This is a genomic window from Mycobacterium sp. P7213 (genome assembly GCF_900604305.1).
Lineage (GTDB): Bacteria > Actinomycetota > Actinomycetes > Mycobacteriales > Mycobacteriaceae > Mycobacterium.
On the sequence record NZ_UWOA01000002.1, the window covers coordinates 106740 to 133158 of the forward strand.

Below are 26419 nucleotides of genomic sequence, written 5' to 3' on the forward strand. Positions count from 1 at the left end.
CATCCAGTGCGACCCCGCTCATGCCGCTCACTGGCCGTCCCTCGCTGCGCTCGCGACATCCAGTGCGACGGAAGCGACCCGGCGGGCAGCCGCGGGGTGCCCGGCCAGGACCGCGGCGCTGGTCATCGCGGCCAGCCGCGCGGTGTCGGTGAGCAGCCCCGCGACCGTCTCGGCCACGAAATCCGGCGTCAGCGCGGCGTCGTCGACCAGGATTCCGCCCCCGGCATTGACCACCGGAAGCGCGTTGAGGCGCTGTTCCCCGTTGCCGATCGGCAGCGGGACGTACACCGCGGGCAGCCCGATCGCCGACACTTCGGCAACCGTCATCGCCCCAGAGCGGCAGATCGCCAGGTCGGCGGCCGCATAGGCCAGGTCCATCCGGTCCAGATAGGGCACCGCGACGTACGGCGGATCGCCCGCGCCGGCTTCCGGCAGGTCCAGGGTGTTCTTCGGGCCGTGCGCGTGCAGCACCGAAACACCGGCGGCAGCGAGTTGTTCGGCCGCCCCGGCCACCGCCTGGTTGATCGAGCGGGCGCCCTGCGAGCCGCCGAATACCAGCAGTACCCGGGCGTCGTCGGCGAAGCCGAACTCGGCGCGGGCCGCCGACCGCAGCGCGGCCCGGTCCAAGGTGGTGATGGCCGCCCGGACCGGCACCCCGACCACCTCGGGGTGGGCCAGACCGCAATCAGGAACTGCGGACAGCACCCGTTGCGCGCCCCGGGCGCCGACGCGGTTGGCCAGGCCGGCGCGGGCATTGGCCTCGTGGATCACCACCGGCACCCGCTTGGCACCGAGACCCCGCGCGGCTAGATATGCCGGCAGCGCCACGTAGCCGCCGAAGCCGATCACCACGTCGGCCTGCACGTCGCGCAGCACCGCCCGGGTCTCCCGGACCGCACGCAGCACCCGCAGCGGCAGCCGGGCCAGGTCGGCATTGATCTTGCGGGGCAATGGCACCGGGGTGATCAACTCCAGGTCGTAGCCACGGGCCGGCACCAGCCGGGTCTCCAGGCCGCGGGCGGTGCCCAACGCGGTGATCCGGACGTCGGGGTCCAGTGCGCGCAGCGCGTCCGCGACCGCCATCGCAGGTTCGACATGGCCGGCAGTGCCCCCGCCGGCGAGGACTACCGATAACGACGCACCGCGGTCCGATGAGATGACCGAGTCGTTCACTCCCCTATCGCTGACCTTCCAATGCGCGTACGCGTCCGCCAGTCGGACGCGCCCCGGCGTGACGCCGGCCGCCTCCATTTTGCCCTGCACGCCCGGCGCCTCGACCGGCTGCCCGGGCCGGCGCCTGCGCTGCGGCGCGCTGCCGGCCCGACCGCGCCGGCGCCTGTCCGCTCGTCTGGGCCGTTCGTGGCCGTGCGGCCGGCCGTGAGCGTGTCCGCAGCCGGTCACGCAAAGCCTCAAGACGGGTCGGCGAGTAGGGCTCGGGTAGCGGCAGCCGCAGTATCCGGTTCATCCGGTCGTCCTGGCCGGCCCGCAGCGCCGCCACGGCCTCCGGTTCGTGCCGGGCCGCGTTGGCCATGATGCCGACCATGAACAGCGTTGTCGCCGTGGAGGTTCCGCCGGCAGAGATGAGCGGCAGCTGAATTCCGGTGACGGGCAACAGCCCGATCACATAGCCGACGTTGATGAACGACTGACCGATCACCCACATCGTGGTGGCGGCGGTCAGCAGCCGCAGGAATGGGTCCGCGGAGCGCTTGGCGATCCGCATGCCGGTGTAGGCGAACAACCCGAACAGCGCCAGCAGCCCGAAGCCGCCGATGAAGCCGAGCTCCTCGCCGATGATGGCGAAGATGAAGTCGTTGTGCGCATTGGGCAGGTAGTTCCATTTCGCGGTGCCCTGGCCCAGACCGTCGCCGAAGATGCCGCCGTTGGCCAGTGCGAACTTCGCCTGACGCGCCTGATAACCGGCGCCCTGCAGGTCGGCGTCGGGGTCCAGCCAGGACCGCACCCGGTCGGAACGGTAGCCCTCGGTCACCGCCATGATCGCGGCGGCGGCGACAATGGCCGTCAGGGACGTGAGGAACACCCGCAACGGCAGACCGGCGTACCACAGCAGCGCCAGCAGGATGATGCCCAGCGAGACCGTCTGCCCCAAGTCGGGCTGGGCGACGATCAGCACCAGCGCGACCACGGCGGCCGGCACCAGCGGGACGAGCATCTCGCCCAGCGTCGCCCGCTCCATGCGCCGACTGGCCAACAGGTGTGCACCCCAGATGACGAAGGCGATCTTGGCCAGCTCGGAGGGCTGCATGGAGAAGCCGGCGATGACGAACCAGCCGCGAGAACCGTTGGACAAGGTGCCGATGCCCGGGATCAGCACCAGCACCAGCAGCACGATGGTGAAGGCGTAACCGGCAAAAGCCATGCGCCGCATGAACCGGACCGGCATCCGCAACGCCACGTAGCAGCCGACCAACCCGATCACGGTCCACAGCACCTGCTTGCCGAAGATCCGCCACGCCGATCCATCGGTGCCGTAGGACTCCACCCCGGAGGCCGACAGCACCATGATCAGGCCGAGCGTGGTCAGCAGCGCGGCCACCGCCACGATCAGATGGAACGACGTCATCGGCCGGCCCAGCCAGGCGCCGAACCGGGTGCGCGGCTCGGGCTTGGCGGCCGTGACAGCGGTTTCGTCGGAGGAGGCGTCTGCGGCCCCGGCGTCGCGCCGCAGCCGGGCCAGGATGCCGATCACACCGATCCTGCCGCGGAACGTGCCGCGGCGGCGAACGCGTCGCCCCGGGCACCGTAGCCGGCGAACTGGTCGAAGGATGCCCCCGCCGGCGCCAGCAGCACCGTGTCCCCGGGCCGGGCCAGGTCGCGGGCGGCGGCCACCACCGCGGTCATCACCCGGGAGCCCAGCGTCTCTTTGGACCCATCAGCTACTCGCTTCACATGAGTAACTGGAGACACAGCAGTATCACCCATATCAATATCCTCGCCCGTCACAACGTGGACGACGGGGACATCCGGTGCGTGTCGTGATAACGCCTTGGCAACCTCGCCGCGATCTCGGCCGATCAATACGGCCCCGGCCAGGTGAGCAGCGATTCTGGCGACGGTCGGCTCGACCGAGGCCCCCTTGAGCAGCCCCCCGGCCACCCAGATCACCCGCGGGTGGGCCAGCACCGATGCCTCGGCCGCGTGCGGATTGGTGGCCTTGGAATCATCGACGTAGCTGATCCCACCGTCGACCACGATCAGTTCGGCGCGATGCCGGCCGACCTGGAACGACGCCAGCGCCGCGGCGATCGCCTCGGGGGGCACGTCGACGCTGCGGGCCAGCGCGGCGGCCGCCAGCGCATCCAGGATCCCGACCGGGCCGGGCACCGGTATCGACGCCACCGGGGCCAGCGCCACCTCATCGGCGAAGGCGCGATCGACCAGCATGCCGTCGACCACGCCGAGCTCACCGGGCGCCGGTTCGCCGAGCCGGAAACCCACCTTGACCGGGGCAGGCGCGGTGTCGCGCAGCGCCGCGGCACGGGCGTCGTCCATGCCGACCACCGCCACCCGGCCGGCCAGCGCGCGGGCCTTGTCGGCGGTGTAGGCGGCCATGCTGCCGTGCCAGTCCAGGTGGTCCTCGGCGATGTTGAGCACCGCGCCGGCCTCGGGGCGCAACGACGGGGCCCAGTGCAGCTGGAAGCTGGACAGCTCCACGGCCAGCTCGTCGGATTCATGCGGCGGTCCCAGCTTCCGCTCTCCTCCGTCGAGCCTCGCTGAACCGCCGGCGGGCTCCCCCAGCACATCCAGCACGGGGCTGCCGATGTTGCCGCACAACTGGGCACGCCGGCCCGCGGCCGACAACATGGCGTACAACATCGAGGTGGTCGTGGTCTTGCCGTTGGTGCCGGTCACCACCAGCCAGCGCCGCGGCGGCCCGTAGTGGCCCGCGACGTCGAGCCGCCAGGCCAGCTCCACGTCACCCCAGATCGGCACGCCGGCCGCTGCGGCGGCGGCCAATACCGGTGTGTCCGGGCCGAATCCGGGGCTGGTGACCACCAGCGCGTAGCCGCCGATCTGCGCGGCGGCTTCGGCGGGGCTGCAGGTCGTGACGTCGGGGTGGGCGTGCAACGCGGCAACATTGTCGTCGCACAGCGTCAGGTCCAGCTCGAACGGCGCCAACGCGGTGAGGATGGCCCGGCCGGTGATGCCGGCCCCGGCGACCAGCACCCGCGCTCCCGGAGACAGCGGGGCCAACCCGGCCACCTCAGCCACCAACGGCGGTGAACCACTCGCCGTAGAACATGGAGACGCCCAATCCGCAGGCGATGGCGGTGAGCAGCCAGAACCGGATGATCACCGTGGTCTCGGCCCAGCCGGCCAACTCGAAGTGGTGGTGGAACGGGGCCATCCGGAACACCCGCCGGCCGGTGCTGCGGAACGCCAGGATCTGGACCACCACCGAGGTGATCTCGGCGACGAAGAGCCCGCCGAGCACCACCGCGAGGATCTCGGTGCGGGTGGTGATCGACATTCCGGCGATCACGCCGCCCAGCGCCAGCGAGCCGGTGTCGCCCATGAAGATCTTCGCCGGCGCGGCATTCCACCACAGGAATCCGATGCAGGCGCCCGCGGTCGCGGCGGCGATCAGCGCCAGGTCCAGCGGGTCGCGCACGTTGTAACAGCCCAGTCCAGGGGCGCTCGCGCAGGCGTTGCGATGCTGCATCACGGTGATCAGCACGTAGGCGCCGCTGACCATCGCCATGGATCCGGCGGCCAGCCCGTCCAGGCCGTCGGTGAAGTTCACCGCGTTCGACCAGGCGCTGACGATGAGGATCACGAACAGCACGAACGCCGCCGCGGGCAGCGTGACGGTGGCGATGTCGCGCACATAGGACAGTTGCAGGCTGCCCGGGGTCAGACCGGAGCTGTTGCGGAAGCACAGCACCAGCAGACCGAACAAGGTGGCCGCGGTGACCTGCCCGATGGTCTTGGCGGTCTTGTTCAGGCCGAGGTTGCGCGACCGCCGGATCTTGATCAGGTCATCGAGGAACCCGACGCCGCCCAGCGCGGTAGCCAGCCCCAGGACCAGCAGGCCCGAGGCCGTCGGCCCGGTGCCGTAGAAGACCAGGCCGGCCAGTTCAGCGGCCAGGTAGCCCGCCCAGATCCCGGCCACGATGGCCACGCCGCCCATCGACGGGGTACCGCGTTTGCGCTGGTGGCTGGCCGGTCCGTCTTCGCGGATCTCCTGGCCGAATCCCTGCTTGGTGAACACCCGGATCAGCACGGGGGTCAGCAGGATCGCGACCAGCAGCGCGACTCCGGCCGCGATGAGGACCATTATCATCGGCGATCTCCTGGGTCTTCGCTGGTCAGCGCCTGCGCCAACGCGGTCAGGCCCGCGGAGTTCGACGCCTTGACCAATACCACGTCCCCCGCCTGCAACTCGGCGCGCAACAGGGCCAGGGCGGCATCGACGTCGGGTACCGCGGTGGCTTCGGCGCCCCAGGATCCCTCCATCACTGCGCCGTGCAGCATCGCGCCCATCGATCTCCCTACTCCGACGACAACGAGACGAGACACATCTAAGCGCACCGCGAGCCGCCCGATGCGGTCATGCTCAGATATTGCGTCCTCGCCGAGCTCGGCCATCTCCCCCAGCACCGCCCAGCTGCGGCGCTTCGCCCCCGGATTCTCACCGCGGGCGATCCAGGCCAGCGCCTGCAGCGCCGCCCGCATCGAGTCGGGGTTGGCGTTGTAGGAGTCGTCGATCACGGTCACGCCGTCTGCGCGGGTGCTGACCTGCATCCGGTGCGCCGAGGCCGGTCCGGCACCGGCCAGGGCGTCGGCCACCTGGTGCGGCGTGGCACCGCATTCCAAGGCCACGGCGGCGGCGCACAGGGCGTTGCCCACCTGGTGATCACCGGACACGCCCAGCCGTACCTCCGATTCGCCTGCGCCCGAGTGCAAGGTGAACCGCGGGCGGGCCAGCTCGTCGAGCACCACCGGCCCGGCCCACACGTCGGCGGGAGCGGAGCGGCTGACCCGTACCACCCGCGCGACGGTCTTGTCGGCCATCGCGGCGACCGCCGAGTCGTCGACGTTGAGGATCACCACGCCGGATTCCGGAACAGCTTGGGCCAGCTCGGCTTTGGTCTCGGCGATCGCCTCGCGGGAGCCGAACTCGCCCAGGTGTGCGGTCCCGACGTTGAGCACCACCGCGATCTGCGGCGGGGCGATCGCCGCCAGCGCGGCAATGTTGCCGCGATGCCGCGCCGACAGCTCGAGGACCAGATAGTCGGTGTTCTCGTCGGCCCGCAGCACCGTCCACGGGTGGCCCAGCTCGTTGTTGAACGACCCGGGCGGGGCGATCACCTCCCCCAACGGCGCCAGCACCGCGGCGATCAGGTCCTTGGTGGAGGTCTTGCCCGACGACCCGGTCACGCCGACGATCGTCAGCCCCTCGGCCACCAGGGTGGCGGCCACCGCGGCGGCCAGTTTGGCCAGTGCGGCCAGCACCGCAGCGCCGGAGCCGGCCTCGTCGTCATGCTCGAGCGCACCGGATCGACTGTCGGAGGCGACCGGCTCCACCACAATGGCCGGCACCCCGACCGGACGGGCGGCCAGCACCGCCACCGCGCCGGCATCGACCGCCGACGCCGCATGGTCGTGGCCGTCGGCCTGCGCGCCGGGCAGCGCCAGAAACAGTGCGCCCGGGGCGATCCGGCGGGAGTCGAATTCCACGGGGCCGGTGACCACGGTGCGCTCGGCCTGCTCCGGGGTGATGTCGGCCAGCCGGCCGCCGACGATCTCGGCGATCTGCGCGACGGTCAGCGCGATCATCCGTGCTCCCCGCGCGTTTCCAGCGCCCGGGCCAGCTCCACCCGGTCATCGAACGGCTGGGTGTGCCCGGCGGCGGTCTGCCCGGTCTCGTGTCCCTTGCCCGCGATCAGCACCACGTCGCCGGGCTGAGCCCAGGCCACCGCGTGCCCGATCGCGGCCCGCCGGTCGCCGATCTCGACCACCTGAGCGCTGCCGGCGGCGGCACCGGCCAACACGGCGCGCCGGATGTCGGCAGGGTCTTCGCCCCGCGGGTTGTCGTCGGTGATCACGACCAGGTCGGCCGACTCCGCGGCGATCCGCCCCATCGGCTCACGCTTGCCCTGGTCACGGTCGCCACCGGCGCCGAACACCACGGCCAGGCGTCCGGTGGTGCCGCGCAGTTCCTGGCGCAGTGTTGCCAGCACCGCCGCCAGCGCCCCGGGCTTGTGCGCGTAGTCGACCAGCGCCAGGAAGCCCTGCCCCCGATCGATCGACTCCATCCGTCCTGGCACCCGCGCCTCTCGCAGGCCGGGGGCCGCCTGCTCCGGCGACACCCCGACTGCGTCGAGAATAGCCAGCGCCACAAGGCAATTGGACACGTTGTAGGCGCCGGGCAGGCCGATGCCGACCGGGTGGCGCACACCCGCGGGGTCGACGGCGACGAACTCGCCCCCGCTCACCCGCTCCACCCCCCAGTCCGCGGGGCGGCCCGTCGCGCTGACAGTGACCGGCGCGGTCGCCCGCGCCGCCATTGCCGCGCCGGCGTCGTCGTCGATACAGATCACCGACCGCGCCGCGTGCAGTGGCGACGCCGGATCGAACAGCCGAGCCTTGGCCTCGAAGTAGTCGGCCATGGTCGGGTGGAAGTCGAGGTGGTCGCGAGACAGGTTGGTGAAGGCGCCCACCGCGAACCGGGTGCCGTCGACCCGGCCCAATGTCAGGGCGTGACTGGACACCTCCATGACCGCGGTGTCCACCCCGCGCTGTGCCATCGCGGCCAGCAGCGCCTGCAGTGCGGGCGCCTCTGGGGTGGTCAAAGCGCTGGGAAGATCGACGCCGTCGATGCGGACGCCGACCGTGCCGATCAGCCCGGCGGTGCGACCCGCAGCCCGCAGCCCGGCCTCGACCAGATAGGTGGTGGTGGTCTTGCCCGACGTCCCGGTGATGCCGATGACGGTGACCTGCTCACACGGATGTCCGTAGACCTGCGCCGCGAGTTCGCCGAGCACGGATCGGGGCGCCGGATGAACCAGGACAGCTATGCCGGGTAGCGCTGCAGCGTCGGCGATCTGGGCGGCCCCGGCCCCGTCGGAAAGCACCGCGACCGCGCCCCGGGCGACCGCGTCGGCCGCGAATCGTGCCCCGTGGGTGGTCGCGCCAGGCAGCGCCGCGAACAGGTCACCCGGCCGCACGTCCTGGGCGCGCAGCGTCAACCCGGTAATGGGCAGCTCGGGAACCGCCTCACCGGCTACCGCAACCGCCCCGATCTGCGCTGCGAGCACCCGCAGCGACGTGCCTGCACCGACGTCGGGGCGCAGAGCAGCAGGCACCAACATCACCTCCATCCGCTGCGGCCGGGTCGTCCGGATCGGCCCTGAGACTACCCAGGCGGGCCGTGTCCACAGCGCAGGCGCGTGGGCTCGACGGCCTCAGCCGTCAGAAGGCGGCGGTGGCTGCTTGAGCTTCTTGTCGAACATGCACTGGAAGTCCCCGGGCGGACATCCGTACTGAGTCGGGTCCGGCACTTCCTCGCAGGTTCCCTGCTTCGTCATGAAACAGCCGCTGGCGTGGTGGTCACTTGCGATGGGTGTGCCGATGGGCGTGCCGAGCAGCCCCAGCGCGACGACGCCTGCCGCCGCGGCGAGAACACCCGGAATAGCGATAGTTTTTCGGGCCATGATCGACCCTTTCTCTGCGGCGAGGAACCCCCTTTTCGTCTCCGCGTTGTCCGCACAATAAGCGCACGATCACCACCAACGCGGCGGAATCACGTCTTTTTTTGCGGACGCCAGTGGTCGGTTCGGCGGCAGGGGGTGGCGCCTACATCGCCTGCAGGACCAGCGGCGGTCCTGGGTCCGGCGACAGTGGCACGTTGTGGCGCTGCAACAACCACCCGGCGATGTTGTGGAACAGCGGTGCCGCCGAGGTGCCCGGCGAGCCGTCCGCGGCGCGATGCGGGTTGTTCATCATCAGGCCGATGACGTAACGCGGATTGTCCGCCGGCGCTATCCCGGCGAAGGTGATCCAGTAGACGTCGTCGTAGTAGCAACCGCACGCCGGGTTGATCTGCTGTGCGGTGCCGGTCTTTCCGGCGATCTGATAGCCGTCCACAGCGGCCTGCCATCCGGTGCCCTGCTGAACACCGGTCGGATCACGTTGCACCACCGAGCGCAGCATGTTGCGCACGGTCGCCGCGGTCTGCTCCGAGACCACCCGGACCCCCTCCGGTCGCGGTTCCTCGGCGCGGCCGCCGTCGGGGGAAATGGTCGCCTTGATGATGCGCGGCGGGATCCGCACGCCGTCGTTGGCGATGGCCTGATACATCCCGGCCATCTGCAGCAGTGTCATCGAAAGACCCTGGCCGATAGGCAGGTTGGCGAAGGAACTGCCCGACCATTGGTCCACCGGCGGCAGCAGACCGGCGCTCTCACCGGGTAGCGCGACACCGGTGCGCTGTCCGAGCCCGAACTTCTCCGCCATGTCGAACCAGCGCTCGGGCCCCACCCGCTGAGCCAGCATCAGGGTCCCGACGTTGGAGGACTTCCCGAAGATTCCGGTCAGGGTGTAGGGCGCGACGCCGTGCTCCCAGGCGTCGCTGACGGTGACGTCGGCGACGTTGATCGATCCGGGCACCTGCAGGACGTCGTCGGGATGACCGAGGCCGTATTCGATGACCGAGGCCGCGGTGATGATCTTGTTCACCGAGCCCGGCTCGAACGGCGAGGACACCGCCAGGTTGCCGAGCTGGCGGTCCTCCTGGCGCCCAATGTCCTGGGACGGGTCGAACGTGTTGTCGCCGGCCATCGCCAGCACCTCGCCGCTCTTGGCGTCCAGCACCACGGCCGTGACATCGTGTGCGCCGGTGACGTTCTTGGCCTGCTGCACCTGTTGCTGGACATAGAACTGAATGTCGTCGTCGAGGGTGAGCTGGATCGTCGACCCGTTGACGGCCTTGTGCCGATTGCGGTAGCTGCCCGGGATCACCACGCCGTCCGAACCGCGGTCGTAGGTGACCGACCCGTCCGTTCCGGCCAGCACCGCGTCCATCGAGTCCTCCAGACCCAACAGCCCGTGGCCGTCCCAGTCGATGCCGCCGATGATGTTGGCCGCCAGCGAGCCGCCCGGGTACTGGCGCAGATCCTGCCGCTCGCTTCCGACCTCAGGGCACTTCTCGGTGATGATCTCGGCCACCGCGGGGTCGACGGCACGGGCGAGATAGACGAACGTCTCGTTGCTGCGCAGCTTCTTCAGCAGGGCTGCGGAGTCCGGCTTGTTACCGAGGCGGGTAGAGATCTCCTTAGCTATCTGCTGCAGCCGCAGCTGCGGATCGGGGGCGGACGGATCCTTCTTCTTGGCGTCGGCAAGCTGCTTGCCGATCTTGACCGGCTGGAAGGACAGCGCCCGGGCTTCGATGGTGAACGCGAGCTTGTCCCCGGTGCGGTCGATGATGTCGCCGCGCATCGCCTGTTGGACGTCGGTGACCTTGAGTTGTCCGGCGGCCTCGGCACGCAGCCCGGAGGCCCGCGGCACCTGCAGGTAGAACAGCTGAGCCGCCGACAGTGCCAGTACCAGGAAGATGACCGCGTTGCCGGTGCGGTGCCGGAAGACGAACGAAGCGCTGCGCAGGCCCATCTCGGTGGCTTGGCGGGTGCGACGCTCGCGGGCCGAATGTCCGGTTGTGGTGGACGCTTTCGCCGCCTTAGCGGGCTTGGCGGCTTTGGCCGGCTTGGCGGGCGTGGTGACGGAGCGGCGGGTCTTTCGGGAGGCGGCTGTGGTCGMGCCGWCGGCGCGACGTGCCGGTCCGGTTCCCCGCGCGGGCCGTCTCATCGCGCGGCTCCCGGAGCCACCGGCGTCGCCGGTACTTCCGGCGGCAGCGGGGGTTGCGGGGGTTGCGGAGGCAGGACGGACTCGGGCGCCAGCACCGGCCCGGGCGGCACAGCGACGGGCGGCAGGACGTCAGACGGGATGACCGAAGGCGTGGTCAGGTGCGGGATCTCTTGTGCGCCAGGCCCTGGCAATGGCCCGGCCGCAGGCAGGCCGGGAACTCCCGGCAGGCCCGGAATGATCAGCGGCGCGCCGGGCACCGCCGGAGCCGGCGGGACTGCGGCCGGCAGGTGCCGGCTGTCGAGCTTCGGCCCGGCCGGGGGCACCCGAACCGGCACCTCGGCCGGCGGTGCGACATCGTCGGGCAGCTTGGTGTTCAGTGGCGGCGGGGGCGCACCGTCGGCGGGTTTCGGGGTCCCGACCACCACCCAGTTGCCGATCGGATCCTGGACCAGATGCGCGGTGTCGCGGCTGGGAATCATGCCCAGTTCGCGGGCCGCCTCGGCAAGCGCCGGTGCGGATTCGGCGGTGAGCACGTCGCGCTCGAGCGCTTCCTTCTGCTGCATGAGGACCCGGTTGTGCTCCCGGATGTTGCCCAGCTGGTAGGACCGCTCGGCGGCGTCCGTCGACAGCCACAGGGTGATTCCCAGCCCGATGCCGAGCGCGCCGATGATCAGCACGACGAACGGAACCTTGGCCGCCAGCGTGCGCGGTCGCAGGTCGATCGAGGCCAGCCGAGCGATCAGACGTTCGCGCAGTGGGACGCGTACAACCTTGGGTGCCTTGGCCTTGCGTGCCTTCGCCCGCGCTTTGGCCTGCTTGGTGCTCTTCGGCGGCACCGGCCTGGGGTCGGGACGAAGCGACGCCGCTTTCTGCGGGCCGGTGCCCGGCCGTGATTCGCGACCCGCCGTAGGCGTGGTCCCACGCTGCCGCCGTGGGCCTCGGGCCTGCGTCTGCTCAGCGACCCGCCGCGGGCCGGTCCGGGTTGCGCTCTCGGGGTTACGGCGACGGTCGCCCTGCCGTACCGCGGGCTTGCGCTTAGTCGCCATCACTTCCCCCTCGATGCCACGACCGGGCCGGCCTGGACCCGCTCAACCGCACGTAGCCTGACCGAGCCCGCTCGTGGGTTACGTTCAACCTCATCCGCCTCGGCCTTCTCGGCGCCCCGCGTCAGCGTGATGAATCTCGGTTCGTCACCGGGTAATTCGACCGGGAGCCCCACCGGTGTGCGCGACGCGGTGGCCGCAGCGAACTGCTGCTTGACGATGCGGTCCTCCAACGACTGGTAGGACATCACCGCCACCCGTCCACCCACCGCCAGCACATCCAGCGCCGCCGGCAACGCATCCCGCAGTGAGTCCAGTTCGCCGTTGACCGCGATGCGCAGCGCCTGAAAGGTGCGTTTGGCCGGGTGTCCCCCGGTGCGTCGCGCCGGCGCTGGAATCGCCTCGTAGAGCAGCTCTGTCAGTTCCCCGGTCGAGGTGAACGGGGTGTGGGCCCGCCGGCGCACGATGTAGGAGGCGATCCGCGAGGCGAAACGCTCCTCCCCGAAGCGCCGCAGAATGTCGGTCAGCGCCGCCGCGTCGTAAGTGTTCACGATGTCGGCGGCGGTGAGGTCGGCCTGCGGGTCCATCCGCATATCCAGCGGCGCGTCCTGCGCGTAGGAGAAGCCGCGCTCCACCCGGTCGAGCTGCATCGAGGACACCCCGAGGTCGAACAACACCGCATCTACCGATCCGGTTGCGGCCAAGCCTGATTCGGTCAGCGCTTCAGCAATGCCGTCGTATCGGGTGCGCACTGTCTGGAATCGATCGGCGAAGCGGGCCAACCGGGCACTGGCGATGTCAAGTGCGGTGGTGTCGCGGTCCAGACCGATGACGCGCAGGCCGGGGAACTGGCTCAGAAACCGCTCCGTATGTCCGCCGGCGCCGAGGGTGGCGTCCACCAGGGTCGCGCCCCGGCCGTCAGGCGATCGGCGGGTCAATGCCGGAGCCAGCAGTTCTACGCAACGCTCCAACAGCACCGGTACATGCCCGAATTCGCCCTGTGCGGCCACAGCAACACCTCCCTGATGCGGCCAGTGATGGGCACGAAGTGCGGCCGGCGCCCGGCCCGGTCGCCCGGCCACACTGCGCGCGACTCGCCCGCAGGCCCTTACCTCGAGGTCCCTGCCCGACGGCACGAACCTGACGTTGGGGAAGTACGTCAGGGTCGGTTCGGACAGAGGCCACGAGGCACGGGCGTGCGCCTCAGATGATGTCGCTGAGTGCTTCATCGCTGGCCGCGGAGAAGTTCTCTTCGTGCGTCTGCTGGTAGTCGCTCCAGGCCTGTGCGTCCCAGATCTCCAGGTAGTCGACCGACCCGATGACCACGCATTCCTTGGACAGGTTGGCGTAGCGACGGTGGTCGGGCGACAGGGTGATCCGGCCTTGGGCGTCGGGGTGCTGTTCGTCGGTGGCGGCGGCCAGGTTGCGCAGAAATGCTCGCGCGTCCGGGTTGCTGCGCGAAGCCTTGGCCGCCCGGCGGGCCAACTGCTCGAACTCCGCGCGGGGATACACGGCCAGGCTGTGGTCCTGACTCTTGGTGACCATCAGCCCTCCTGCCAGCGCATCACGAAACTTGGCGGGCAGTGTCAGCCGCCCCTTGTCGTCGAGCTTGGGCGTATAGGTGCCGAGGAACATCGGCCACCTCCCGCCATGTCGACATCGTCAGCCCACGATACCCCACAATCCCCCACTACGCACCATTTCCTAGGCCTAATCCACCGCAACGCCCCACCGGATCGGCCATCTTGCCGCCCAGGCATGCCAAATGGAGCCCGATCGGGCGTCAAAAACCCAGGTCAGAGCGGATGGAAGGAAAGTGGGGCGGGGTGGGGCGCGCGCCCGAAGTGCTCCCCGGAGACCCGGCCCCGCGGCCACCGCGCCATGACCGCGCCACGACCGCGCAGAAAAAAAGGGGCAGCCGATCGGCTGCCCCTTCTACATCACGTGCCGCTGGATCGGCCTACGGCTCGAACCGGCGACGGAAACGGTCTTCCATGCGGCTGGCGAACGTGCCGCCGCCACCCTTGACGCGCCGCTGCGCGCCACCGCCCGGCTTCGCCGCACCGTCGCGGCCGGCGGCCGCGTGGTTGCCGGTGATGGCGAACACCACCCCACCGAACATGACCACGAAGCCCAGCACACTCAGAATCAGAAACGCCGAATTGACGGTGGTCGCATAGAACGGGATACCCGAGACCAGCATCACCAGACCGACCACCAACAAGGTCATACCCTGCACCCGCCGGCGGGTGGTCGGGGTACGCAGGGCACCGCCGCGAACGCTGGAAGCGAACTTGGGGTCCTCGGCGTACAGCGCGCTCTCGATCTCGTCGAGCATGCGCTGTTCATGATCGGAGAGTGGCATTCGTCCCTCCTTGCCGACGGCCGCTCATGTCACTGCCCACGGCGCGATACGGACTGGTGCGGGCAGCTAACACTGATAATACGAGGTAGGCCTGCGCCGTACCACAGGCTTCACCAGCTGATTGTAGCGGCGGCGTGGCGATGCCGATCCACAACGGCCGACGCCGCCGGACGCAATCGCCGATAATGGGACTCCGGCATCGCGCACGCTCCCACTTCTGCGGGAAAGGAACCTGCACGTTGGTGACCTTCCTCCTCGACATGTCGCCGCGCGAAATGGCCGATCACCTCGGTGCGGCGCTGCGCGTCTACGTCACTGCGATGGGCTACCCGCCGGGCACCGAGAGCCAACGCGCCGCGATGTGGCTCGATCACACCCGCCGCAGTGGCTGGCGGGCGGTGGCCGCCTTCGCCGACAACCAAGCCGGCGACGTCGGTGAGATTCGTCAGCTGGACGCCGCGCCGGGCGGACCGAAAGGCGCCCAGCTGCTGGGTGTGGCCTACGGCTACTGCGGCGCGCCCGACCAGTGGTGGCAGCAGCAGGTGGTGCTGGGCCTGCAGCGCCGCGGCCTGCCCCACCCCGACATCGCGCGGCTGATGGCCAGTTACTTCGAGCTGACCGAATTGCATGTCGCGCCGCGCGCGCAGGGCAGCGGCCTGGGTGAGGCCCTGGCGCGCCGTCTGCTGGCCGGGCGGCCCGAAGCCAACGTGCTGCTGTCCACACCGGAGACCAATGGCGAAAACAACCGCGCCTGGCGGTTGTACCGGCGGCTGGGCTTCACCGACGTCATCCGCGGTCATCACTTCGCCGGCGATCCCCGGCCATTCGCCATCTTGGGCCGGGCGCTGCCGTTGTAGCCAAGCGCCGCGTCGTCACCGGACCCGCCGACTGGTCTGGCACGATGACGTCGTGCATGTTCGGCGTTCGCTACAGCCCGCTCGGCAACCCGTTCCCGCGCCCGCTCAGCGCCGGTTTCGACAGTGGGGCACCTACCGTCGCCTGGTGGCCCTGGTCGCGCTCCTGCTGATCGCGGCGCCGTTGGCCGGGTGCGTGCGTATCCGGGCCAACATCACCGTCTCCCCCAACGATCAGGTCTCCGGCCAGATCGTCGTTGCGGCCAAGCCGCGCAACGACAACGACACCGGCCCCAAGCTCACCGCCGACCTGCCGTTCCCGCAGAAGGTCGCGATCTCCAACTACAGCAGGGACGGCTACGTCGGCTCGCAGGCGGTGTTCTCCGACCTGACCTTCGCCGAACTGCCGCAGCTGGCCCAAATGCACCGCGACGCAGCCGGGGTGGACCTCTCGCTGCGCCGCGCCGGCAACCTGGTGATCCTGGAAGGCCGGGTGGATCTCACCTCGCTGGGCGACCCGGAGGCCGACGTCGCGTTGAGCGTCGCGTTCCCCGGCGAGGTGACCTCCACCAACGGCGAACGCATCGGCAGTGACACCGTGCAGTGGCGGCTCAAGCCAGGCGTGGTGAGCACCATGAGCGCCCAAGCCCGCTACACCGATCCCAGCACCCGCTCCTTCGCCCACGCGGCGCTGTGGCTGACCCTGTCCACGCTTGCCGCGGCGGGCGCGGTCGCGGCAATCGCCTGGTACGGGCGGGACCGCTCGCCGCGCTTGCGCTCCCCCGACGACAGCGCCGGCTGAGGATCAGCGGGTCTCGGGCGACCAGTACTCCAGCATCTGCGCAAAGGTGCGGAATGCCGCCGCGGACACCCCGTAGGTGGCCTCGAAATGGATGCTCAGCGGGAAGCCCAGGTCGGCGACGCCGTCGATCACCCGCTTGTACAGGTCGAGCATCAGCTTGCACCGCTGGTCGGGGTCACTGTCGGCGAGCGTCTTGACGAAGTCCTGTTCGGCGGCCACCGCCGCGTTGCCCGGATCCTGAATCAGCCAGTTGATCAGCCCGATCCGGTTTTCGAACGACGGCACGAAGCCGAACGACAGCAACAGTTCCGGGCGCGCTTCGCTGTGTTTGGCGAACTCGGTCAGGAACGGCACGATCGCGTCGGAATACAGCAGCTGGGTCAGCCCGAACGTCGCCCCGCGCTCGCATTTGAAGTTGAACCGGCCGATCTCGTCGGCCCGGGTGGGAATCAAGATGACGCCGCGGTTGGCCACGTCGGCGCGGAAGGTCGCAAGCGCGTCGGTCGGCGGCACCCCCGCCCCCTCGCCGTCGGCCATGGTGCGGGGCACGCCGACGAAGACCACGCCCTCGATCCCCGCGCCGGTCAGGTCACCCAGCCGGCTCCGCAGCGCCGCCTCGTCGGAGAACGAGGTGACCTGAGTGCACAACCCGGCCATGCCCGGCAGCTCGGGCCGAATCGCGTTCCAGAAGTCCAGCACGTCGAGCTTGGGCTTCATCTCGATCGGGCGGTCATCGTCCTCGTCGATCATCCCCGGCATCAGGATGTGGCGGATCCGCCCCTCGAGGCCGGCCTCGGCCGCAAACCGCACAACCTTGTGCGCCTCTTCGATCGTCTGCTCGGGGCCCTTTTCCACGTTCGGTGGGACAAGCTCGAGTGCGACGGTGTTCAAGGTCACGTACCAGCTCCTCATGAAAGACAGTCAACAGACAGTCAACAGTGCCACAGGGCAGGAACGGGCAGCGTTGGCCGCCTCCGGCCGCTACCGGCCTGAGTCCCCCCGGCTGTGGTGGCACACTCTACGCTGGACCCACGCTGGGGGTCCCCGGCCGGGCAGCACAGAAAGGGGCGCCGAGCTGAGTTTCAAGGCATCCGCAGCGACTACACCGTCGGCCGCCGAGCTGGCCGCGGCCGTCACCGAAACGCTGCGCTCCCACCTGCGCACCCGCCGCACCGAGACCGCCTACATCGGCGACGACTACGAGGCGTTGATCACCGGCCTCGAAGAATTCGTGCTCATCGGCGGCAAACGACTGCGCCCGGCGTTCGCCTACTGGGGCTGGCGTGCCATCACCGGACGTGATGCCGACGACGGCGAACTGCTGCTGTTCTCCGCGCTGGAGTTGCTGCACGCCTGCGCGCTGGTGCACGACGACGTGATCGACGCCTCAGCCACCCGACGCGGCAGCCCCACCACCCACCGCAAGTTCGCCGAGCTGCACCGCGCCCGCGGATGGCGCGGATCGGCCGACCAGTTCGGGATGTCGGCCGCCATCCTGCTCGGCGACCTGGCGCTGGTGTGGGCTGACGACATCGTCGCCGGGGCCGATCTGCCGGCCGACGCCCGGCGGCGCGTGCGGGGCGTCTGGTCGGACATCCGGACCGAGGTGCTGGGCGGCCAGTACCTCGACATCGTCGCCGAATCCAGCGGGGTGGACTCGATCGCCTCGGCGATGCGCGTCAACACCTATAAAACCGCCTCCTACACGGTGGTGCGGCCGTTGCAGCTGGGCGTGGCCGCCGCGGCCGACCGGCCCGACATCCACGCGCTGTTCCACGAACTCGGCACCGACCTGGGCGTGGCGTTCCAGCTGCGCGACGACGTGCTGGGGGTGTTCGGCGATCCGGCGGTGACCGGCAAGCCTTCCGGCGACGACCTGCGTTCGGGCAAACGCACCGTGCTGCTGGCTGAGGCCGTTGAGCTGGCCGACAAGTCGGATCCGGTGGCGGCCAATCGGTTACGCAGCGCGATCGGCACCGCGCTGACCGAGGCGCAGGTCCGCGAACTGTGCGAGATGATCGAGGCGGTCGGGGCGCTGGCAGCCGTGGAGGACCGTATCGATCTGCTGACCCGCCGCGCCCTGGCCGCGCTGGCGGCCGCACCCATTGACGAGGTTGCCAAAGCCGGACTGACCGACCTGGCTCGCCGGGTCGCCGACCGGTCCGCCTGATCGCCCGGAGCGCCGATGTCGAATCCCACCACCCCACCGGTCCCCGGTGCGTCCCGCGACGCCGTCAGCGGCCTATCCCGACTGCGGCAGTTCGCCGCCGGCGAGCAGGCCGGAGCGGCGTGGCTCGGCTGCCTGGGCGCCCTGCTGATCACGCTGGGCGGCTTGGGCGCCGGCAGCACCCGCATCCAGGACCCGGTGCTGGACGGGCTGCATCTGTCCTGGCTGCGCTTCGGCCACGGCCTGGTGCTGTCGTCGGTGCTGCTGTGGGCCGGGGTCGCGGTGATGCTGGTGGCCTGGCTCGGCCTGGGGCGGCGGGTGATCGAGGGCACCGTGAGCACCTACACGTTGATCGCCACCACCGGCTTCTGGCTGGCGCCGTTGTTGCTGTCGGTCCCGGTGTTCAGCCGCGACACCTATTCCTATCTGGCCCAGGGCGCCCTGCTGCGGGATGGATTCGACCCCTACTTGGTGGGGCCGGTCGACAACCCCAACCCCCTGCTCGACGATGTCAGCCCGATCTGGGCGGCGACGACGGCACCGTACGGCCCGGCGTTCATCCTGGTCGCCAAGCTCGTCACGATGCTGGTCGGCAACAACGTGGTGGCCGGCACCATGCTGCTGCGCTTGTGCATGCTGCCCGGGCTGGCGCTGCTGATCTGGGCCGCCCCCCGGGTGGCCACCCGCGTCGGTGGCAGCGCGCCCGCGGCGCTGTATCTGGCCGTGCTCAACCCGCTGGTGATCATCCACCTGATGGGCGGGGTCCACAACGAGATGCTGATGGTCGGCCTGGTGATCGCCGGGATCGCGCTGACCCTCGAACGCCGCCACCTGGCCGGGATAACGCTGGTGGCGCTGGCGGCGGCGGTAAAGGCAACCGCCGCAATCGCATTGCCGTTCCTGGTGTGGATCTGGATGCGCCGCCTGCAGGAATCCCGCGGTTCAGCGAGGCTCGACGAAGCAGAGCCGAAGCTGGAACCGCGGCAGAAATCCCGCGGTTATCCGACGGCGGTCGCCTTCTTCGCCGCATCAGCGGTGTCCACGGCGATCATCGTCGCGGTGTTCGCGGTGTTGTCCGCCCTGGCCGGAGTGGGCATGGGCTGGTTGACCGCGCTGCTGGCCGGCAACGTCAAGATCATCAACTGGCTCACCGTGCCGACCGCGGCCGCCAATCTGATCCACGCCGTCGGCGGATTGTTCGCCCCGGTCAACTTCTATGCCGTCCTGCACGTCACCCGGATCAGCGGGGTCGTGGTGATCGGGCTAGTGCTGCCGGTGCTGTGGTGGCGGGCGCGGCGCGACGATCGCGCTGCGGTGGCCGGGATCGCCTGGGCCATGCTGGTGGTGGTGCTGTTCGTGCCCGCCGCCTTGCCCTGGTACTACACCTGGCCACTGGCGGTGGCGGCCACCGTGGTCCGCTCACCGACCGCGATCGCCGCGATCGCCGCGGCGTCGACCTGGATCATGGTGATCTTCAAACCCGACGGCTCGCACGGTATGTACACCTGGCTGCAGGTGATCGGCGCGACCGGATGCGCCGTGTATGCCTGGTACCGGCTGTCGCGGGCCGAACAGGCGCCCGCCCTCGACGCTGCCTGAAACCTCAGTACGCCATGGCCTGCGCCCGGCGCATCACCTCACGAGCCTCGTGGGCGTGCAGCGCATCGATCGGGCGAGCGTTGTTTACCGACTCCCGCGCCCCGTCGCGGGTCAACGACAGCGACGAATCCGGGGTGAACAGCCACCGCACGATGTCGGTCTGCTGATAGCCACCGTCGTGCAGCACGGCCAGTAGTCCGGGCAGACTCTTGACGACGTCCCCCTCGGCGGTGAAAAACACCTGCGGGACCACCAGCACGCCGGACCGCCGCACCGCGACCAGGTGGTTATCACGCAGGAACTGGTGCACTTTGGTGACCGGTACCCCGAGCATTTCGGCGACTGTCGGCAGGTCAAAGGTCGGTTCGTCGGGCTCAAGTACGTCTTCGGAGGCCGGAATGCTGCTCACGACACAAGTTTAAAGCCGCCGGACCGGCCACCCGCACACATACCATGACCAGGTGACTGGAGCGTGGGGCGGCGACCCGCTGGAGGGCGCGCTGCTCGACGGCCGGTACCGGGTGGGCGCCCGGATCGCCACCGGCGGTACCTCCACGGTGTACCGCGGTCTGGACGAGCGCCTGGACCGCCCGGTCGCGGTCAAGGTGATGGATCTGCGCTACGCCGGCGACCAGCAGTTCCTGACCCGCTTCCAGCTCGAGGCCCGCGCGGTCGCCCGGCTCAAGGACCCGGGTTTGGTGGCGGTGTACGACCAGGGCTTCGGCACCCCGCACGATCCCGGGCAGCCGTTTCTGGTCATGGAACTCGTCGAGGGCGGAACCCTGCGGGAGTTGCTCAACGAACGTGGCCCGATGCCGCCGCACGCGGTCGCCGCGGTGTTGCGGCCGGTGCTGGGAGCCCTGGGGATCGCGCATCAGGCCGGGCTGGTGCACCGCGACATCAAACCGGAGAACATCCTGATCTCCGATGACGGCGACGTGAAAGTGGTCGACTTCGGGTTGGTGCGCGCTATCGCCGCGGCCGGAATCACTTCCACCAACGTGATTTTGGGCACCGCGGCCTACCTGTCCCCCGAACAGGTCCGGGACGGTAATGCCGGCCCCGCCAGCGACGTGTACGGGGCCGGCGTGCTCACCTACGAGCTGTTGACCGGCCACACGCCGTTCTCCGGTGATTCGTCGTTGACGGTGGCCTACCAACGTCTGGACCACGATGTACCCGCGCCGAGTTCGGCTATCGACGGAGTCCCCGGCGAATTCGACGACCTGGTGGCCCGGGCCACCGCCCGCGAACCGGCGGAGCGTTACGCCGACGCGCTCGAGATGGCGCGGGCGGTCGACGCGATCACCGAGCGGCTGGCGCTGCCGGCGTTCCGGGTGCCGGCCCCCCGAAACTCCGCCCAGCACAACGCCGCCGCCCCGGCACGGCGCGCCGCGGAGCACCCAGCGCCGCCCCAACACCCGACATCGCAACACCAGGTACCGCAACATCAGACACTGCACATGACCCGCGGACCGGCGGACTGGGTGGAGGACACCGACACCCAATACGAGTTGGTGACAGGGCAGTTCGGCGGCGTCGAACTGAGCCGCTTTGTGTTGGAGCGCCAGCACGCGCGCCGGATGGTGGTCATCTGGCTCGCCGTGTTGTTCGCAACCACGACACTGGTCGCCGCGTTGGCGTGGGCGCTGGGCAACAACGTCGGCGCGCTGCTGTAACCGCGCCCACGCCGAGCACGGGAACCAGCTAGCCGCGCAGCATCTCCGCGACCAGGAAGGACAGCTCCAGCGACTGCTGGGTGTTGAGCCGCGGGTCGCACGCGGTCTCGTAGCGGCCGCCCAGGTCCGCATCCGAAATGTCTTGGGCGCCACCGAGACACTCGGTGACGTCCTCCCCGGTGAACTCCAGGTGGATGCCGCCGGGGTGGGTGCCCAGTGCGTGATGCACCTCGAAGAAGCCCTGGACCTCGTCGACGATCCGGTCGAAGTGCCGGGTCTTGTGACCGGTGGAGGCTTCGTGGGTGTTGCCGTGCATCGGGTCGCACTGCCAGATCACCTGATGACCGGTGGCCTGCACCTTCTCGATGATGCCCGGAAGCAGGTCACGCACCTTACTGTTGCCCATCCGGCTGATCAGCGTCAGACGCCCCGGAACATTGTGCGGGTCAAGGCGTTCCACGTATTCAACTGCCTGGTCCGGCGTCGTGGTGGGACCGAGCTTGACCCCGATCGGGTTGGCGATCACCTCGGCGAGCGCGATGTGTGCGTGATCGAGCTGGCGGGTCCGCTCCCCGATCCACACGTAGTGCGCCGACAGGTCGTAGAGCTGCGGGGAGCCCGAGATGTCGGCCATCCGCAGCATGGCCCGCTCGTAGTCGAGTACCAGCGCCTCGTGGCTGGCGTAGATCTCGGCGGTCTGCAACTCCCGGTCGGCGACCCCACACGCGCTCATGAACTTCAGGCCGCGGTCGATCTCACCGGCCAGCGCCTCGTAGCGGGCACCCGCCGGCGAGGTGCGGACGAATTCCCTGTTCCAGTCGTGCACCAGCTCCAGCGACGCCAGCCCCGACGACGTCAGCGCCCGCACCAGGTTCATCGCCGCACTGGCGTTGGCGTAGGCCCGCACCAAACGCGACGGGTCGTGTTCACGCGATTCGGCATCCGGGGCCAGGCCGTTGACCATGTCGCCGCGGTAGGACTTCAGCCCCAGCGAGTCGATGTCAGCAGAGCGCGGCTTGGCGTACTGACCGGCGATGCGAGCCATCTTCACCACGGGCATGCTGGCGCCGTAGGTCAGCACCACCGCCATCTGCAGCAGAGTGCGGATGTTGCCCTTGATGTGCGGCTCGGTGTTGTCGGTGAAAGTCTCCGCGCAGTCGCCGCCCTGCAGGAGGAAAGCCTCCCCGCGGGCGACCTGGGCCAGCTGTACCTTGAGCCGCTCGATTTCGGAGGCCACCGTGATCGGCGGAACGCTCTCCAACACGGTCCGCATGGCCTTGGCCTGGTCAGCGGGCCAGCTCGGCTGCTGGACGGCCGGCCGGGCCAGCGCGGCGTCGAGGCGCTCGCGCAGATCCGCGGGCAGCGGCGGCAGCGCCGGCAGCTGGTCGATGGGTACGTCAACGGTCCAGTTCACCCGACCATGGTAGCCGGGCGCCGACCCTGCCTGATCAGGCCAGTTCAGTCCGGGTGATCACCTGGAAACGGCGCAACTGGTCGCGGGCGTCCACCAGCGCATCGTGACTGCCCGTCGACCGCGGTGGCAGCCGCGGCCGGTCCCGGTCTTCCCACAGTTGCCGAAGCTCGTGGGTGAAGCGCGGAATCGGCGCCGGCAGATCGGGCATGGTGCCCCACAACTGGCACAGCACCACGTGGTCATAGGCGCCCACCCACGCCCACAACTCGATCGGATCCCCGCGCTCGACTCCGAAGAACTCCTCCAGATCCGCGCGGATACGGCTACGCGAGCGCCACACCTGGGAAGCCGGCGACGGCAGCTTGGGCAGGACATGGGTACGGACCCACGACCCGGCCCGATCCGGGTCGAATTCGGTCGAGACCGCATAGTATTCGCGCCCGTCCTCGGCGACCACGCCGATCGAGATCAGCTCGATGGTGCGGCCGTCCTCGATGAATTCGGTGTCGTAGAAGTACCTCACTGCCACGGCCTGCCCGGCCGGTGTATCCGGGGAGACGACAGCGGCGCCGAGAAGGGCCGGGTCGGCGCCGAAGCCTCCGAAACCGCCCGGTTGGGCCCCGAGCGACCGGCAACACCCGCGGCGGGCGCCGGCCGGACCGGCGGCCTGCCGATGGGCACCTGCTGCCGGGGGGCCATGAACCGCACCGTCGGGGCGGAGGCCTCCCGCACCTCACGATCGAGCTCGGCGTCGACGGCCCGCTCATCGGGCACCTGCGGCCGGCCCGCGACCGCATCCTGCAACCAGAGCTTGGCCGCGATCACCGGCCGGCGCAGCCGGCGCTCCCGCTCCAGCGCCCGGTGCATCCGCGCCCGATCAGGCAGGTAGCGCCACCGCGCCCAGGGCGCGTGCGGCCGGGACAGCCGCACCGCACCCACCACCAGCAGCGGAACAAAGAACATCCCGATCAACCCGGTCCACACCTTGCCTTTCAACAACACCATCACGCCCAACGGCAACGCCGTCACCAGGCCGATGAACACCCCGGCGCGAATCCACGGCGACGACGTATCGTGCCACGTCCCCACCAAAAACGTCAGCGGGTGGAACCCCAGCACCAACAACCCCGCGACCGCGGCGGCGGCGAACACGGCATCGACCGAAGCGCGCCCGTCCTCCTCCCAGTACACGTCGGACAGGTGCAGGATCAGCGCGTACTCGTCGAGCACCAGCGCCGCCCCGATCCCGAACGCTATCGCCGCCAGGCTGAACGCCGGCTCGTGCGCGTTCGGCCCGGCGGCCACCAGAGTCACTCCGGCGACCATCACCAACAAGACTCCGAAGACGACGTGGTGAATGTGCTTGGAGCCGAAGTGCAGATTGCGGGGCTGCCACCACCGCGGCGGGTCAGGATTTGCGGCCTGGCTGCGGATGTAGCGCACCACGGTGCGGGTTACCAGAAAGGTCACCAGGAAGGCCAGCAAACAGCCGAGCAACGGCAGCCTGCCACGGCCGACGATGTCCTCGCGCAACCATTCCAGCACCTAATGCAACGTACGCCCTCGCGGCACACCACGCCGGGATCGCCACAGGGATGGCTCGGTTTAACGTCGCTACCCGATAGGCTGTGCTGCGACATGACTACATCGCGGCCGCCCGACCCGGGCCGTCGGCACGGGGGCATCAGCGGTTGGGCCGTTTGGTGGATCTTCACGCTGCTGGCGGTTGCAGCCTTGGGCTACACGACGTGGCGGGCGCTGGGCAGCACGCCGTACCACATCGACGTCGACGTCTACCGGATGGCGGCACAGGCCTGGCGTGAAGGCCGGCCGCTCTACGGCCAGGACTGGTTCCAAACCCAGATCGACGGGACGGTTCTGCCGTTCACCTATCCCCCGATCGCCGCGGTGCTGTTCGCTCCGCTCACCTGGGTGTCGCTGGGCACCGCGACCGCCGCGCTGATCGTCCTCTCGACGCTGCTGCTGGTGGTGTCGATCACCATCGTGCTCACCGGTCTGGGGGTCCGCTTCGACGCGCACCCCGACTGCGGGCCGGCCTGGTGGCACCGCGGCGTGGTGGCGACGGCGATCGTGGCGGCGTCGATCTGGCTGGATGCCGAACCGATCTGGGCGAACTTCGACTTCGGTCAGGTCAATGCGGTGCTGATGACGTTGGTGATCGCCGACTGTGTACCGCGGCGCACCTATTGGCCGCGCGGCGCACTGCTGGGTGTGGCGGTGGCGCTGAAGCTGACCCCGGCGGTGTTCCTGCTCTACTTCCTGTTACGTCGGGACAGGCGTGCCGCGGTGACCACCGTGGCGTCGTTCCTGGCGGCGACACTGGTGGGCTTCGTGATGGCCTGGAGTGACTCCTGGCAGTACTGGACGCACACCGTCAGCGATACCGACCGCATCGGCGGGGCGAGCCTGAACACCAACCAGAACCTGGCCGGCGCGCTGGCCCGGCTGCCGCTGAACGACCAGCTGCGCTCGGTGCTGTGGCTGGCGGGGTGCCTGGCGGTGCTGGCGGCGATGTGGTGGGCGGGCCGCCGGGTGCTCCGGGCCGGTGAGCCGATCCTGGCGCTGGTGTGCGTGGCACTGTTCGGGTTGGTGGTGTCGCCGGTGTCGTGGTCACACCACTGGGTGTGGATGCTGCCCGCCGTGGTGGTCACGGCGGTGGTGGCCTACCGGCATCGGGCGGTCGTGCTCGGCATGCTCGGTGTAGCGGGGGTGGCGCTGATGATGCGCAGTCCGATCGAGTTACTGCCCGAACACCACGAAGCCGGCGCGGCGTGGTGGCGCCAACTGGCCGGGACGTCCTACGTGTGGTGGGCATTGGCCGTGATCATCACGGCCGGCGCCACGCTGCGGCCCGTCCCCCGGACGAGTCCGGATCAGCCCGCCGCGGTCTCCGGAAACCGGGCGACCGGCTGACCCGTTGCCCCGTCCTGTTGTGCGGCACCGTTTTTGACGCTTGCCGCGTAGATGTCGACGTATTCCTGGCCGGACAGCCGCATCAATTCGTAGATCACCTCGTCGGTGACGGCGCGTTCGATGAAACGGTTGTCGGCCATCCCGTCGAAGCGGGAGAAATCCATCGGCTCACCGAAGCGGACGGTAACCCTGCCGAAGCGCAGCATCTTGGTGCCCGGCGGGTTGACCACGTTGGTGCCGACCATGACGACCGGGATCACCGGGACGCCGGTGTGCAGCGCGAGCCGCGCCAGTCCGGTCTTGCCCTTGTACAGCCGGCCGTCGGGTGAGCGGGTGCCCTCGGGGTAGATACCGAGCAACTTGCCCTGCGACAGGATCCGCTGAGCGGTGTTCAGCGCGGCCTGCGCGGCGTCAGAGTCGTTGCGGTCGATGGGAACCTGACCGACGGCGGTGTAGAAGGAGCGGGTGAGCCAGCCCTTGAGTCCCGTGCCGGTGAAGTACTCCGATTTGGCCAAAAAGGTGATCCGCCGGCGCACCACCAAGGGCAGGTAGAAGCTGTCCATGACGGCGAGGTGATTGCTGGCCAGGATGGCCGCACCGTCGTCGGGGATGTTCTCCAGACCCTCGACTTTCGGCCGCCCGATCAGAGCAAGCAGAGGCCCCAAGAAGACGTACTTGGCCAGCCAGTACCACATGGCCCCTCCCTCCTGCCCCGACTAAGGCGGCCGTGTTCGC

General features: G+C 69.6%; 23 protein-coding genes and 1 pseudogene. 6 read left to right on the plus strand and 18 right to left on the minus strand.

Annotation, left to right across the window (positions count from 1 at the left end; all coding sequences use genetic code 11):
* Positions 1–27: 27 nt before the first annotated feature.
* From murG to EJK91_RS01740, 12 genes are all read right to left on the minus strand, one after another.
* A complete protein-coding gene (gene murG / locus EJK91_RS01685; protein WP_241178600.1) occupies positions 28–1173 on the minus strand; it encodes an undecaprenyldiphospho-muramoylpentapeptide beta-N-acetylglucosaminyltransferase in 1146 nt (381 codons plus the stop codon).
* A 4-nt stretch (positions 1174–1177) separates the two neighbouring features.
* Positions 1178–2710: a putative lipid II flippase FtsW gene (ftsW, locus tag EJK91_RS01690; RefSeq protein ID WP_024440479.1), complete on the minus strand. Its 1533-nt coding sequence runs from the start codon at positions 2708–2710 to the stop codon at positions 1178–1180.
* On the minus strand, positions 2707–4224 hold the full coding sequence (gene murD / locus EJK91_RS01695) for a UDP-N-acetylmuramoyl-L-alanine--D-glutamate ligase (protein WP_231383972.1): 1518 nt from the start codon (positions 4222–4224) through the stop codon (positions 2707–2709). Before murD ends, ftsW begins: the two co-directional genes overlap by 4 nt.
* Before the next feature lies 1 nt (position 4225).
* Positions 4226–5305 carry a phospho-N-acetylmuramoyl-pentapeptide-transferase gene (mraY, locus tag EJK91_RS01700; protein ID WP_024440481.1) on the minus strand — a complete coding sequence of 360 codons (1080 nt, stop codon included), beginning with the start codon at positions 5303–5305 and terminating at the stop codon, positions 4226–4228.
* The gene (locus tag EJK91_RS01705; RefSeq protein WP_046300782.1) at positions 5302–6801 is read right to left on the minus strand and encodes a UDP-N-acetylmuramoyl-tripeptide--D-alanyl-D-alanine ligase; all 1500 of its coding nucleotides are present in this window, start codon (positions 6799–6801) and stop codon (positions 5302–5304) included. Before EJK91_RS01705 ends, mraY begins: the two co-directional genes overlap by 4 nt.
* Positions 6798–8336 (minus strand): UDP-N-acetylmuramoyl-L-alanyl-D-glutamate--2,6-diaminopimelate ligase, encoded by a 1539-nt coding sequence (locus tag EJK91_RS01710; RefSeq protein ID WP_125078095.1) that lies wholly within the window; start codon positions 8334–8336, stop codon positions 6798–6800. Before EJK91_RS01710 ends, EJK91_RS01705 begins: the two co-directional genes overlap by 4 nt.
* 93 nt (positions 8337–8429) lie before the next feature.
* Positions 8430–8678, minus strand: coding sequence for a hypothetical protein (locus EJK91_RS01715; RefSeq protein WP_125078096.1), 249 nt, complete (start codon positions 8676–8678; stop codon positions 8430–8432).
* 142 nt (positions 8679–8820) lie between these two features.
* The gene (locus EJK91_RS01720; protein ID WP_125078097.1) at positions 8821–10827 is read right to left on the minus strand and encodes a peptidoglycan D,D-transpeptidase FtsI family protein; all 2007 of its coding nucleotides are present in this window, start codon (positions 10825–10827) and stop codon (positions 8821–8823) included.
* A complete protein-coding gene (locus EJK91_RS01725; protein WP_444850786.1) occupies positions 10824–11876 on the minus strand; it encodes a hypothetical protein in 1053 nt (350 codons plus the stop codon). Before EJK91_RS01725 ends, EJK91_RS01720 begins: the two co-directional genes overlap by 4 nt.
* On the minus strand, positions 11873–13099 hold the full coding sequence (rsmH, locus tag EJK91_RS01730; protein WP_125078098.1) for a 16S rRNA (cytosine(1402)-N(4))-methyltransferase RsmH: 1227 nt from the start codon (positions 13097–13099) through the stop codon (positions 11873–11875). Before rsmH ends, EJK91_RS01725 begins: the two co-directional genes overlap by 4 nt.
* Complete coding sequence (gene mraZ / locus EJK91_RS01735) at positions 13074–13505, minus strand: division/cell wall cluster transcriptional repressor MraZ (protein ID WP_024440488.1); 432 nt, start codon at positions 13503–13505, stop codon at positions 13074–13076. Before mraZ ends, rsmH begins: the two co-directional genes overlap by 26 nt.
* Before the next feature lie 325 nt (positions 13506–13830).
* The gene (locus EJK91_RS01740; protein WP_024440489.1) at positions 13831–14235 is read right to left on the minus strand and encodes a DUF3040 domain-containing protein; all 405 of its coding nucleotides are present in this window, start codon (positions 14233–14235) and stop codon (positions 13831–13833) included.
* Between the two features lie 239 nt (positions 14236–14474).
* Here EJK91_RS01740 and EJK91_RS01745 point away from each other — a divergent pair, with 239 nt between their 5' ends.
* Together EJK91_RS01745 and EJK91_RS01750 are read left to right on the plus strand one after the other, a co-directional pair.
* Complete coding sequence (locus EJK91_RS01745) at positions 14475–15092, plus strand: GNAT family N-acetyltransferase (protein WP_164517853.1); 618 nt, start codon at positions 14475–14477, stop codon at positions 15090–15092.
* A 145-nt stretch (positions 15093–15237) separates the two neighbouring features.
* The gene (locus EJK91_RS01750; protein WP_036457030.1) at positions 15238–15891 is read left to right on the plus strand and encodes an LppM family (lipo)protein; all 654 of its coding nucleotides are present in this window, start codon (positions 15238–15240) and stop codon (positions 15889–15891) included.
* A gap of 3 nt (positions 15892–15894) precedes the next feature.
* On the opposite strand, the gene EJK91_RS01755 is transcribed toward EJK91_RS01750, so the two are convergent.
* A complete protein-coding gene (locus EJK91_RS01755) occupies positions 15895–16788 on the minus strand; it encodes a mycobacterial-type methylenetetrahydrofolate reductase (protein WP_024440492.1) in 894 nt (297 codons plus the stop codon).
* Between the two features lie 223 nt (positions 16789–17011).
* Between EJK91_RS01755 and idsA2 the strand changes: the two genes are divergently transcribed.
* On the plus strand, positions 17012–18061 hold the full coding sequence (gene idsA2, locus EJK91_RS01760; RefSeq protein ID WP_036457098.1) for a bifunctional (2E,6E)-farnesyl/geranyl diphosphate synthase: 1050 nt from the start codon (positions 17012–17014) through the stop codon (positions 18059–18061).
* Positions 18062–18076: 15 nt separating this feature from the next.
* Positions 18077–19657 (plus strand): alpha-(1->6)-mannopyranosyltransferase A, encoded by a 1581-nt coding sequence (locus tag EJK91_RS01765; protein WP_125078100.1) that lies wholly within the window; start codon positions 18077–18079, stop codon positions 19655–19657.
* 4 nt (positions 19658–19661) lie between these two features.
* On the opposite strand, the gene EJK91_RS01770 is transcribed toward EJK91_RS01765, so the two are convergent.
* Positions 19662–20066 carry an Rv2175c family DNA-binding protein gene (locus tag EJK91_RS01770; RefSeq protein ID WP_024440495.1) on the minus strand — a complete coding sequence of 135 codons (405 nt, stop codon included), beginning with the start codon at positions 20064–20066 and terminating at the stop codon, positions 19662–19664.
* A gap of 52 nt (positions 20067–20118) precedes the next feature.
* Here EJK91_RS01770 and EJK91_RS01775 point away from each other — a divergent pair, with 52 nt between their 5' ends.
* The gene (locus EJK91_RS01775; RefSeq protein WP_241178602.1) at positions 20119–21336 is read left to right on the plus strand and encodes a protein kinase domain-containing protein; all 1218 of its coding nucleotides are present in this window, start codon (positions 20119–20121) and stop codon (positions 21334–21336) included.
* Between the two features lie 28 nt (positions 21337–21364).
* On the opposite strand, the gene EJK91_RS01780 is transcribed toward EJK91_RS01775, so the two are convergent.
* The 3 genes and pseudogenes from EJK91_RS01780 to EJK91_RS01790 form a co-directional block, all read right to left on the minus strand.
* Entirely contained in the window at positions 21365–22750 is a 1386-nt protein-coding gene (locus tag EJK91_RS01780) for a class II 3-deoxy-7-phosphoheptulonate synthase (protein ID WP_024440497.1), read from the minus strand.
* A 34-nt stretch (positions 22751–22784) separates the two neighbouring features.
* Positions 22785–23273: a polyadenylate-specific 3'-exoribonuclease AS gene (locus EJK91_RS01785; protein ID WP_024440498.1), complete on the minus strand. Its 489-nt coding sequence runs from the start codon at positions 23271–23273 to the stop codon at positions 22785–22787.
* Positions 23274–23461: 188 nt separating this feature from the next.
* Positions 23462–24295: pseudogene (locus EJK91_RS01790) on the minus strand (hypothetical protein); the annotation flags it as partial.
* 93 nt (positions 24296–24388) lie between these two features.
* On the opposite strand from EJK91_RS01790, the gene EJK91_RS01795 reads away from it, so the two are divergent.
* Positions 24389–25684 (plus strand): glycosyltransferase 87 family protein, encoded by a 1296-nt coding sequence (locus EJK91_RS01795; protein WP_046302075.1) that lies wholly within the window; start codon positions 24389–24391, stop codon positions 25682–25684.
* Here the strand turns inward: EJK91_RS01795 and EJK91_RS01800 are convergent.
* A complete protein-coding gene (locus EJK91_RS01800) occupies positions 25645–26379 on the minus strand; it encodes a lysophospholipid acyltransferase family protein (protein ID WP_024440501.1) in 735 nt (244 codons plus the stop codon). The two genes, EJK91_RS01795 and EJK91_RS01800, sit on opposite strands and share 40 nt — an antisense overlap.
* Positions 26380–26419: the final 40 nt, after the last annotated feature.

What these genes read in the sequence shown, in the direction of transcription:
- EJK91_RS01795 (WP_046302075.1), top strand. Translation starts at nt 24,389, where the DNA reads ATGACTACATCGCGGCCGCCCGACCCGGGCCGTCGGCACGGGGGCATC.
- mraY (WP_024440481.1), bottom strand. Translation starts at nt 5,305, where the DNA reads ATGATAATGGTCCTCATCGCGGCCGGAGTCGCGCTGCTGGTCGCGATC.
- EJK91_RS01740 (WP_024440489.1), bottom strand. Translation starts at nt 14,235, where the DNA reads ATGCCACTCTCCGATCATGAACAGCGCATGCTCGACGAGATCGAGAGC.
- EJK91_RS01710 (WP_125078095.1), bottom strand. Translation starts at nt 8,336, where the DNA reads ATGTTGGTGCCTGCTGCTCTGCGCCCCGACGTCGGTGCAGGCACGTCG.
- rsmH (WP_125078098.1), bottom strand. Translation starts at nt 13,099, where the DNA reads ATGAAGCACTCAGCGACATCATCTGAGGCGCACGCCCGTGCCTCGTGG.
- EJK91_RS01715 (WP_125078096.1), bottom strand. Translation starts at nt 8,678, where the DNA reads ATGGCCCGAAAAACTATCGCTATTCCGGGTGTTCTCGCCGCGGCGGCA.
- EJK91_RS01765 (WP_125078100.1), top strand. Translation starts at nt 18,077, where the DNA reads ATGTCGAATCCCACCACCCCACCGGTCCCCGGTGCGTCCCGCGACGCC.
- EJK91_RS01800 (WP_024440501.1), bottom strand. Translation starts at nt 26,379, where the DNA reads ATGTGGTACTGGCTGGCCAAGTACGTCTTCTTGGGGCCTCTGCTTGCT.
- mraZ (WP_024440488.1), bottom strand. Translation starts at nt 13,505, where the DNA reads ATGTTCCTCGGCACCTATACGCCCAAGCTCGACGACAAGGGGCGGCTG.
- EJK91_RS01705 (WP_046300782.1), bottom strand. Translation starts at nt 6,801, where the DNA reads ATGATCGCGCTGACCGTCGCGCAGATCGCCGAGATCGTCGGCGGCCGG.